Annotated in this window: 9 protein-coding genes, 1 pseudogene and 1 riboswitch; of the genes and pseudogenes, 5 read left to right on the top strand and 5 right to left on the bottom strand. The window is 74.1% G+C overall.

Annotation, left to right across the window (positions count from 1 at the left end; all coding sequences use genetic code 11):
• Positions 1 to 121 precede the first annotated feature (121 nt).
• The 3 genes from ACFVWU_RS27260 to ACFVWU_RS27250 all read left to right on the top strand — a co-directional run bounded on the left by ACFVWU_RS27260 (position 122) and on the right by ACFVWU_RS27250 (position 4,013).
• Positions 122 to 1,033 (top strand): AAA family ATPase, encoded by a 912-nt coding sequence (locus tag ACFVWU_RS27260; RefSeq protein WP_387625775.1) that lies wholly within the window; start codon positions 122 to 124, stop codon positions 1,031 to 1,033.
• Between the two features lie 82 nt (positions 1,034 to 1,115).
• Positions 1,116 to 1,925, top strand: a complete 810-nt coding sequence (locus tag ACFVWU_RS27255; RefSeq protein ID WP_387625773.1) for an Fpg/Nei family DNA glycosylase — start codon at positions 1,116 to 1,118, stop codon at positions 1,923 to 1,925.
• A gap of 87 nt (positions 1,926 to 2,012) precedes the next feature.
• On the top strand, positions 2,013 to 4,013 hold the full coding sequence (locus ACFVWU_RS27250) for an AAA family ATPase (protein WP_387625772.1): 2,001 nt from the start codon (positions 2,013 to 2,015) through the stop codon (positions 4,011 to 4,013).
• Here the strand turns inward: ACFVWU_RS27250 and ACFVWU_RS27245 are convergent.
• Both ACFVWU_RS27245 and ACFVWU_RS27240 read right to left on the bottom strand, forming a co-directional pair.
• Complete coding sequence (locus ACFVWU_RS27245; RefSeq protein WP_387625770.1) at positions 4,010 to 5,683, bottom strand: hypothetical protein; 1,674 nt, start codon at positions 5,681 to 5,683, stop codon at positions 4,010 to 4,012. The two genes, ACFVWU_RS27250 and ACFVWU_RS27245, sit on opposite strands and share 4 nt — an antisense overlap.
• Before the next feature lie 70 nt (positions 5,684 to 5,753).
• Positions 5,754 to 6,137: an ArsR/SmtB family transcription factor gene (locus ACFVWU_RS27240; RefSeq protein WP_387625768.1), complete on the bottom strand. Its 384-nt coding sequence runs from the start codon at positions 6,135 to 6,137 to the stop codon at positions 5,754 to 5,756.
• 81 nt (positions 6,138 to 6,218) lie between these two features.
• Positions 6,219 to 6,412: riboswitch (cobalamin riboswitch) on the top strand.
• Between the two features lie 31 nt (positions 6,413 to 6,443).
• On the opposite strand from ACFVWU_RS27240, the gene ACFVWU_RS27235 reads away from it, so the two are divergent.
• A complete protein-coding gene (locus ACFVWU_RS27235; protein ID WP_387625766.1) occupies positions 6,444 to 7,553 on the top strand; it encodes a HoxN/HupN/NixA family nickel/cobalt transporter in 1,110 nt (369 codons plus the stop codon).
• An 8-nt stretch (positions 7,554 to 7,561) separates the two neighbouring features.
• Here the strand turns inward: ACFVWU_RS27235 and ACFVWU_RS27230 are convergent, their stop codons facing one another.
• Positions 7,562 to 8,413 carry an EamA family transporter gene (locus ACFVWU_RS27230; protein WP_387625764.1) on the bottom strand — a complete coding sequence of 284 codons (852 nt, stop codon included), beginning with the start codon at positions 8,411 to 8,413 and terminating at the stop codon, positions 7,562 to 7,564.
• 151 nt (positions 8,414 to 8,564) lie between these two features.
• Between ACFVWU_RS27230 and ACFVWU_RS27225 the strand changes: the two genes are divergently transcribed.
• On the top strand, positions 8,565 to 9,137 hold the full coding sequence (locus tag ACFVWU_RS27225; protein ID WP_387625762.1) for a helix-turn-helix domain-containing protein: 573 nt from the start codon (positions 8,565 to 8,567) through the stop codon (positions 9,135 to 9,137).
• 62 nt (positions 9,138 to 9,199) lie between these two features.
• Here ACFVWU_RS27225 and ACFVWU_RS27220 read toward each other — a convergent pair.
• Together ACFVWU_RS27220 and rpmG are read right to left on the bottom strand one after the other, a co-directional pair.
• Positions 9,200 to 9,474 (bottom strand): annotated as a pseudogene (locus tag ACFVWU_RS27220) (type B 50S ribosomal protein L31).
• 36 nt (positions 9,475 to 9,510) lie between these two features.
• Positions 9,511 to 9,675: a 50S ribosomal protein L33 gene (gene rpmG, locus ACFVWU_RS27215; RefSeq protein WP_387625760.1), complete on the bottom strand. Its 165-nt coding sequence runs from the start codon at positions 9,673 to 9,675 to the stop codon at positions 9,511 to 9,513.
• Positions 9,676 to 9,704: the final 29 nt, after the last annotated feature.

The following is a 9,704-nucleotide window of genomic DNA, read 5'->3' as shown; positions in this document are numbered from 1 at the left end:
GCGGCGGACTGTGCCCGCCGCCGGGCGGCCGTGTAGTGTCCCCGCTGAGAAAGTGTCGGGAGGTGCCGTGACGCAGTACGCCGGAGGTGGGCAGGTCCCGCCGCGTCCCGCCGCTCCGCCGGTGCCGCCGGGGGGCGGTGCGGGGGCGTCCCCGTCGGAGGCGCCGGTTCCGCCGCCTCAGCCCCCGCCGCCGCCGGTTCGGCCGGCCGCCGCTCCTGCGCCTTCCGGCGGTGCGGTACCCGTGCCGGTGCCTGCTGCCGTTCCCGCCGCTGCCCCGGTGCCGCCGCCTCCGGTGGCGCCCGCTCCGGCTCCCGCACCCGCTCCGGCTGTTGTGCCCGCTCCGGCTCCCGCGCCCGCTCCGGCCGCGGCGCCCGCGCCGAGCGCGCCCGTTCCGGCCGGGGGCACCGGGCACTTCGTGCTGCCCACCGGCGCGCCCGTCCAGCTCCCCGTCCACCCGCCGCAGCGGCACGCGCCCGCCGGTCCGATCGCCGTGCTGCTGATCGGCCCCGCCGGGGCGGGCAAGACCACCGTCGCCCGGTACTGGGCCGAGCGCCGGGCCACCCCGACCGCGCACATCAGCCTGGACGACGTCCGCGAGTGGGTGCAGTCCGGCTTCGCCAACCCGCAGTCCGGCTGGAACAACGCCTCCGAGGCCCAGTACCGGCTGGCCCGCCGCACCTGCGGCTTCGCCTGCCGCAACTACCTGGCCAACGGCATCTCCTGCATCATCGACGACGCCGTCTTCCCGGACCGCCCGGCCATCGGCCTCGGCGGCTGGAAGCGGCACATCGGCCCCGGCATGATCCCGGTCGTCCTGCTGCCCAGCCTGGACTCGGTGCTGCGCCGCAACGCCCGCCGCAGCGGCACCCGGCGGCTCGGCGACGAAGAGGTGGCGCGGATCCACGGGCGGATGGCCGGCTGGTACAACTCCGGGCTGCCGATCATCGACAACTCCTACCTGGACGTCGCCGGTACGGCCGCCGAGCTGGACCGGGTCATCCTGGCCCGGCTGATGGGCATGCCGGTCCGCTGACCTGCGCGGTCGTGGAGCTGTCGGTGGCGGCTGCGATGATGGACCCTGTCCTGCCGTACCACTTCTGGGGGAGCTGACGCCCGTGCCGGAAGGCCACATCATCCACCGCCTCGCCGCCGAGAACCGCAAGGCCTTCGGTGACCGCCCGGTCGCGGTCTCCAGCCCGCAGGGCCGGTTCGCCGACGAGGCCAAGGTGATCGACGGGCAGTTGCTCACGGGCGCGGAGGCCACCGGCAAGCACCTCTTCCTCGGCTTCGAGGAAGGGGCCTGGGTGCACATCCACCTCGGCCTCTACGGTGGTCTCACCTTCGGCACCGGCCCAGCGCCCGACCCGGTGGGGCTGGTCCGGCTGCGGCTGGCCAACGACGACGGCTACGCCGACCTGCGCGGCCCCAACACCTGCAAGCTGATCACCGATGCCGAGAAGGCCGCCGTCGCCGCCCGGCTCGGCCCGGACCCGCTGCGCGCCGACGCCGACCCGGAGGCCGCGTGGCGCCGGATATCGGGCAGCCGTACGACCGTCGCCGCGCTGCTGATGGACCAGAAGGTGCTGGCCGGGGTGGGCAACGTCTACCGCGCCGAGGTGCTGTTCCGGCACCACATCAACCCGCACCGGGCCGGCCGCGACCTCACCCGCGGCGAGTGGGACGCGATCTGGGCCGACCTGGTCGCCCTGATGCGCGAGGGCGTCGCCGCCGGCCGGATCGACACCGTCCGCCCCGAGCACACCCCCGAGGCGATGGGCCGCCCGCCCCGGGTGGACGACCACGGCGGCGAGGTGTACGTCTACCGCCGCGCCGCGATGCCCTGCCTGGTCTGCGGCACGGATGTCCGGACCGAGGAGCACGCCGCCCGCAACCTGTTCTGGTGCCCGACCTGCCAGGCGGCCTGAACGGCTGATCCGCCCACCGGCCGCAGGCCCGGACCGTAGGCTGGGCCCAGACCGGCCGGAGGGAGCACGCGGATGGATCGGCGCGAGGTGACGAACACCGTGTCAGGCGCCACGGTGGGCGGCCACGTGGTGCAGGCCGACAGCATCGGATCGGTGCACTTCCACCAGCCCGAACCGGTGCCGAGGCCGCGTCAGGTCCGGGCGCCGCACGGCCCCTTCGTCAACCGTGAGCCGGAACTCGCCGCGCTGACCGGGGCGTTGGGGCGGATGGAGGCGGGCGGGCTCGGGATCGTGGTGTTCACCGGCCTCGGTGGGGTCGGGAAGACGGAGCTGATCGCCAAGTTCACCGAGGAGCACCGGGCCAGATTCCCGGACGGAGACCTCTACGCGGACCTGCTGGCCTACCGGCACCAGGGCGGGGTGGACCTGCCCGAACTGTTGGCCGGCTTCCTGCGCGCGCTCGGCTCCGAGCCCCCGGCGGTGGAGGCGGAGCGGTTCACCGAGTTCCGGACCGTCACCGCCGAGCGCCGCTGCCTGTTCTTCCTGGACAACGTCGAGCACGCCGCCGAGGTCCGGGCGCTGCTCCCGTCCAGCGGGCTGGTGGTCGTCGCAGGCCGACGGCGGCTGCCCGCGCTGCGGGTGGACGGCGCCGAGGTGCGGCAGCTCGGGCCGCTGAGCGGGACGGCCGGAACGGAGCTGGTGCGCCGGTGGCTGGGCGCCGGGCGGGGCACCGAGGCGGAGTTGGCGGCGCTGGTCGAGGAGTGCGGCGGGCTGCCGCTCGCGCTGAACGCGGTCGGCAGCCAGCTGCTCGACCGGGAACACCTGCCGGTCGGCCGGGTGGTGGCCGAACTGCGCGACCGGGAGGGCGGGTTGGCCATGCTGGACGACGAGGGAACCGACCTCGGCCCGACCTACGACGCGGTGTACGAGCGGCTGTCGCCGCAGGGCCGGGCGCTCTACCGGCTGATCGGTGTGCACCCCGGCCCCTTCCTGTCGGCCGAACTGGCCCGCGCGGCGGGCGTCGAGGAGGCCGCGAAGGCGCTGACGGAGCTGCGGGCCGTGCATCTGGTGGACGAAGTGCTGGACGCCGACGACTCCGAGGAGCGCTTCCGCGCCCATGACGTGGTGCGGCGGCACGCCTACGGCCGCACCCGCGAACTCCCGGGCCGGGCCGAGCTGCTGGCCCGGGTGGTGGCGTACTACCGGGGCCGGTCCTCGCTGGCCGACCGGGCGATGGGGTCGCGGCTGCGGCTGCAGGAGGCCGGCGGCGAGGGGCTGTCCGGCTTCGCCTCCGGAGCGGCGGCGCTGGAGTGGCTGCACGCCGAGCGGGCCAATCTGCGCGCGGTGGTGGAGGCGGCGGCCGAGCAGCGCTGGCACGGCGAGGTGTGGCGGCTCTGTGAGTCGCTGTGGCCGCTCTACCACGGCCGCAAGCTCTACCAGGACTGGATCGCCACCCACCGGCTCGGCGTCGAGTCGGCCCAGTGGGACAACCAGCCGGACGCCGTGGTCCGGATGCGCAACCAGCTCGCCCGCGCCCACTACGAGCGCAAGGAGTACGGGCCGGCCGCCGAGCAGTTGGCGCTCGCCGCGGCGCAGCTGCCGCTGGTGGCCGAGCGCCGGGTGGTGGGGGTGCTGCTCGAGACGGACGGCCTGCTCTGCCTGGCCGACGGCCGCCCGGGCGAGGCGGTGGACCGGTTCACCCGGGCCCTGGCGGAGAACCGGGGCGACGACCACGGCGAGATCGTGCAGAGCTACAACCTGGCGCAGGCGCTGATCGCGGACGGCCGCCCGGAGCAGGCGCTGACCGTGCTGGCCGAGGCCGCCGCGCGGGCCGAGGCCACCGCGGACCACGACATGCTGATGAAGCTGCCGCTGGTCCGAGCCCGGGCTCACCGCGCGCTCGGGCGGCTCGACCTCGCCGTCGCGGCCGCGGGTGACTGCGCCCGCCGGGCCGGGGAGCGCAAGCAGCACCCCAAGGAGGCCCAGGCCCACACCCTGCTGGTGGCCCTGGCCGAGGAGCTGGACGACCCCGAGCTGGCGGAGCGCAGCCGCGCCCGGCTGCGGGAGCTGCGGGAGCTGCGGCCTTAAGGACCGGTCCGGAAGGACACCCGGGTGCGGTGCTCGCCGGTGCGGACGGTGAGGCCGTGTTCGGGCAGGCCGGCCGGGTCGCCGCCGTCGGCGAGCCAGGAGGCCACGGCGGAGCCGAGCAGCAGCGGGTCGAGGACGGGCTCGGCACGGCCGAAGTCCCGTTCGGCGAGGGCCTCCAGCAGCCGGCCGGTGTGCAGCCTGAGCAGGTGGCGGGCCGGGCCGAGGGCGGCCACCGCGACGGCGAGGCCGGGGAGTTCGACGGCGGTGTCGGCGAGCCAGTGGGTGGCGGGGTGTTCGGCGTGCGGCTCGGTGCGGGCGAGGACCTCGGCGGTGTAGCGCAGGGCGTCGCCCGGGTGGTCGTCGGTGAGCGCGTGGAAGCCGCGCGGGGTGGGGTCGTTCGGGTCGAACGGGTAGCGCCGCAGGCTGACTTCCGTCCCCTCGCTCTTGCCCTCGACGTCGTACGCGGTGGGCCGGTCGGTGCCGCCGGGGCGCGGGACGGGCTTGGGGTAGGGCGGCAGGACGGGTTCGCCCTCGGGCTCGTCCAGGCGCTCCAGGAAGGAGTAGAGCAGCGGGCGCAGCAGCCGGGCGGATTCGCCGCGGTGGGCGAGCGAGCGGTCGGTGATGTCGCTGAGGTCGGCCGGGTCCCGGGCCAGGGCCTGTTCGAGCTGGGCGGCGAGGTCGCCGTCCGGGTCGAGGACGGGCGCGGCCTGGCCGAAGGCGTAGCTGGGGGAGTGCGGGTCGAGTTCGGCGGCGCCGGTGGCGACCAGCAGGGTGCGGCGGCCCAGGGCGGCGCCGTAGACGGAGACCGAGCCGTGGTCGCCGATCAGGCAGTCGGCGGCGACCAGCGCGGCCTGCCAGCCCTGGTGCGGCGGGATCAGCCGCAGGCCCATCCGGCGGGCGTCGTCGAGCAGCGCCTCGGGGTCGTGCCGGCTCCAGATGTTGGGGTGCAGCACGACGGCCACCGTGTACTCGTCGGCGGGCAGCCGGCGGACCAGACGGCGGGGCAGGTCGGGGCGGCGGCCGAGTAACGAGTGCCCGCTCCAGGTGGAGTTGACGACGACGAGCCGGCGGCCGTCGACGGCGCCGAGTGCGGCGCGGTAGGCGTCCCGGGAGCGTTCGCTGCCGAGGATCCGGTCGAAGCACGGGTCGCCGACGACCCGGGCGACGTCCAGGGCCTCGGGGCAGGAGACCCGCAGCCGGTCCAGCTGCTCGGGGTGGGAGAGACCGAGGACGTCCACGAACACCCGCCCCCGGTGGGTGAGTTCGTTGCGGGACAGCCCCGCGGCGCTGACCGTGTCGCCGGTGGACTCGGTGACCAGGCGGTTGTAGCCGGCACCGTGCGGGAGGACGACCAGGTGGGCGTCCAGCCGGTGCATGGAGGCGTGGACGGCGCAGGCGACGGCCAGGTCGAAGCGGCGGCGGACGGCGTCCTCCCACTCCAGCACGGTGTAGCCGGGCAGGCCGCGCAGGTAGTCGGTGAGGCCACGGTCGGCGAAGGCGGAGCCGGGGTTGACGGTGAAGTACCGCTCGATGCCGTCCTGGTTCAGCAGGGTGAGGACGTCCAGGACCCGGGTCGCCGAGGTGAGGGTGCGGGCGACCGCCAGCACGCGGGCCTTGACCGGGCGGGTGTTCCAGCGGTCGGCGGGCCAGACGTGGGGGTGGGACGGCACCTCATGATCGTACTCATCCGGGCCGCTCCCGGGGTGCCCCTCGCGAGAGACGGTCGGGCCCGAGTGTCGGTCAGCCCGCCGCTGCGGTGGGTTCGTGGTGCTCTCCGGCGGCGCACTCGTCGAGGAGGGGGCGCATGCTGTCGTCCACGAGCCGGTAGCGCACCACGCGTCCGTCCTTGTCCCCGGTGACCACGCCCGCCGTGCGCAGCAGTCGCAGGGCCTGGGAGACGGCGGGGTCGCGCATGCCGGTGGCAACCGCCAGGTCGGTGACGGCGAGCGGGCCGGCCCGGTGCAGAGCGAGCAGCAGGGCGAGCCGTCCGGGGTCGGCGAGCAGGGAGAACCGCTCGGCCCAGGACCGGACGTGCGCGGTGTCGCCGATCGCGGCGATGGCCTCGCAGACCCGGTGGCCGTCGATGGTGCGGTGGCCCGCGCGGTCGGCCGGTACGAGATGCATGCGGACATTCTTGCAGGCAGAGGCCTGTGATCCTGGACACCTGCACAGGTGCGCAGCCTTGCGAGGGTGCAGCCGGAGCCCTACGGTGTTCCCCGCCGTGGTGCTCGGGAAGACCGGTGACGGACCCTCAGGGGTCCCAGTCCGGAGCGGCCCTCGCCACTGTGATCGGGGGAGAGTTGTCCGAACCCACGTGCCACTGGGCGCCTCGTGCGCCTGGGAAGGCGGGTCCGGAAGTCCCGTAAGCCAGGAGACCGGCCACGGCATCTCACGAAGTCATTCCACGAGGTGCTGGAGCGTGATCCGAAGATGACCCTGCCCGAAACCGCCACTCCTACGGAGGCGGCCCCTTCCGTCCTGCCCACCTTCCGGTGGAAGCGCGAGGACACCATCCGCACGGCCGGGCTGATGGGGGTGATCCTGGCCATGCACGTGGTGGCCTTCGGGACGCTCGTCTTCCTGGTCGCGCCGCACAACTACGCCGTCGGCACCCAGGTCTTCGGGGTGGGCCTGGGTATCACCGCGTACACCCTCGGCATGCGGCACGCCTTCGACGCCGACCACATCGCGGTGATCGACAACACCACCCGCAAACTGATGGCGGACGGCAAGCGGCCGGTCTCGGTCGGGTTCTGGTTCGCCCTCGGGCACTCCTCGATGGTGGTCATCATGGCCGCCCTGGTGGCGGGCGGCGCCCAGCTGGCGAACACGCTGATGGACGACGACTCGGCCACCCACAAGTGGCTCGGGCTGGTCGGCACCACGGCCTCCGGCGCCTTCCTCTACCTGATCGGCGCGCTCAACCTGGCGGCGCTGCTCGGCATCCTCAAGGTGTTCCGCTCGATGCGGGCCGGGAAGTACGACGAGGCGCAGCTGGAGGAGCACCTCAACTCGCGCGGCCTCATGGCCCGGGTGCTGAACCGGGCGACCCGCTCGATCACCCGGCCCGGGCAGATGTTCCCGGTGGGCATGGTGCTGGGCCTGGGCTTCGACACCGCGACCGAGGTCACCCTGATGGTGATGGCCGGCTCGGGTGCGGCGGCCGGGCTGCCCTGGTACGCGATCGTCTGCCTGCCGCTGCTGTTCGCGGCGGGGATGAGTCTGTTCGACACCCTGGACGGGACCTTCATGAACTTCGCGTACCAGTGGGCGTTCTCCAACCCGGTGCGCAAGGTGTACTACAACCTGACCATCACCGGGCTGTCGATCGCGGTGGCCTTCATCATCGGCACCATCGAGCTGGTCGGGGTGCTGCACGAGAAGCTCGACCTGACCGACCCGGTCACCGGGTTCATCGCGGACATCTCGCTGGACAACGTCGGGTACGCGATCGCCGGGCTGTTCGTGGTGGTGTGGGCGATCGCGATCGCCTACTGGAAGCTGGCCGGGGTCGAGAAGCGCTGGACGCCCGCGAAGTAGCCCGTCGGTCACGCTGCCGCGAGCAGCAGCGTGCCCGCGACGGCGAGCCCGGCGCCGACCACCTGGACCGGGCGCAGCCGCTCCTTGAGCACTCCGCGCGCCAGCAGCGCGGTGACCACGGGGTAGAGCGAGGCGAGCACGGCGGCCACCGCCGCCGAGCCGCTGTGCGAGGCCATCGCGTACGTGGCGTTGCCGGCGACGTCGGCCAGCCCGACGGCGGTGAGCAGGGGCAGCCGGGCACGCAGCTCGGGCAGCAGCTCGGAGGTGTCGGTACCGCGCAGGCCGAACAGCAGCGCGGTGCCGCCGACGGCGACGTTGACGAGCCGCTGGACGCACAGCATGAGCAGCAACCCGCCGCCGGCCGAGGCCTGGGCGAGCAGGACCATGTTGGCGCCGAAGCCGAACGCGGCAGCCAGGGTGAGCAGCAGGGCCGTACGGGCGGCGGACGGCCCGCCGCGCTCGGGGCCGCCGGCCAGCACCACGCCGGCCACGGCCACCGCGATCCCGGCCACCTGGCCGAGGCCGGGCCGCTCGCCGAGCGCCAGCCCGACGCCGACCGGCACCACGACGCCGACGGTGGCCAGCGGGGACACCACGCCCATCGGGCCGAGCGCGAGCGCCCGGTAGAAGGCGAGCATCGCGAACGGGCCGATCACCCCGGCGGCGACGGCGTACCAGAGGGCGGGGGAGGCGTCCGCCCAGCCGCCGGTGGCCAGGACCGCGAGGAGGAGGACGACGGTGGCCGCGGTCTGGGAGGCGACCACGACGGCGAGCGCGGGCAGTCTGCGGGTGAGGACGCCGCCGCCGAAGTCGCCCAGGCCGGTGAGCAGGCTGGCGGAGAGGGCGAGCAGGACGGTCACTGGAGGTGCCAGGAGATCGAGGACAGCACAATGCACTCCGAAGTACAGTCAGATGGACTCGTTGCCGAGAAGGCAGCGTAGTTCACTGAGCTGGACCCCACCGAACAATATTCTGCACTTTCCGTAGTGTGGACACCGGAGGACTGCCCGCGTGCCGGACCCCGACCTCGTCTCCCAGGCCCTCGCCCGGAACCTCAAGCGACTGCGCGCCGAGCGCGGCCACACCCTGGACGCCCTCGCCGCCCGCTCCGGGGTGAGCCGCGGCATGATCGTCCAGATCGAGCAGGGCCGCACCAACCCGAGCGTGGCCACCGTGGTCCGGCTCGGCGACGCGCTCGGCGTCTCCATCGCCACGCTGCTCGACTACGAGGAGGGCCCGGACGTCCGGATCATCCCCGGCGACCAGGCCGTGCCGCTCTGGACCGGTGCGAGCGGCGGGACCGGCACCCTGCTGCACGGCATCGAGGCGCCCGGGCCGCTGGAGCTGTGGGAGTGGCGGATGGAACCGGGCGAGGAGTACTCCGCCGAGCCGCATCCGGCCGGGACGGTGGAGATCGTCCGGGTCGACGAGGGCGAACTGACCCTGGTGCACGACGGTACGGACCACCCGGTGCCGGCCGGCAGCACGGTCTCCTTCGACGCCTCGTACGCGCACGTCTACCGCAACGCGGGGGAGCGGGCGCTGCGGCTGACCATGGTGGTGTCGGTCCCGCCGCCGCGCTGAGGCCCCTCCCGTAGGCCGAAACGGCGCCTCCCCCGGGCGGGGAGGTGCCGTTTCGCTCGTCGTCAGTGCCGGTCGCCGTACCGGCGGCGGAACCGCTCGACCCGGCCGGCGGTGTCGAGCACCCGGGACTGGCCGGTGTGGAAGGGGTGGCTCGCCGAGGAGATCTCGACGTCGATCAGCGGGTAGGTGTTGCCGTCCTCCCGCTCGACGGTGCGGTCGCCGGTGACCGTCATGGGGGTCCCCCGGCCGAAGGCTGGGGGAGAGTGAGGAAGGCGAGGCCGCCGACCTTGTCGCGGAAGACGACCGGGCGGTAGCCGGGGTGGATTCCGGACTTCATGGCTGGGCTCCTCCGGGGTGGTTGCGGGGTGTTCGTTCAGCGCTCCTCGCGGAAGTCGACGTGCCGGCCCGCGACCGGGTCGTGCTTGCGCAGGACCATCCGGTCCGGGTCGTTCCGGCGGTTCTTGCGGGTCACGTACGCGTAGCCGGTGCCGGCGGTGGAGCGGAGCTTGATCACGGGGCGTAGTTCGCTGTGGGCCATGGGATGTCCTCCTGGGCCTCGGGTGCCGG

The sequence above is a fragment of the Kitasatospora sp. NPDC058190 genome (assembly GCF_042883685.1).
Taxonomy (GTDB): Bacteria; Actinomycetota; Actinomycetes; order Streptomycetales; family Streptomycetaceae; genus Kitasatospora.
This window is presented reverse-complemented; position numbering and strand designations above follow the sequence as displayed.

Coding starts and splice junctions, on each gene's coding strand:
- ACFVWU_RS27235 (WP_387625766.1), top strand. CDS start 6,444: ATGACCCTGCCCGAAACCGCCACTCCTACGGAGGCGGCCCCTTCCGTC.
- rpmG (WP_387625760.1), bottom strand. CDS start 9,675: ATGGCCCACAGCGAACTACGCCCCGTGATCAAGCTCCGCTCCACCGCC.
- ACFVWU_RS27240 (WP_387625768.1), bottom strand. CDS start 6,137: ATGCATCTCGTACCGGCCGACCGCGCGGGCCACCGCACCATCGACGGC.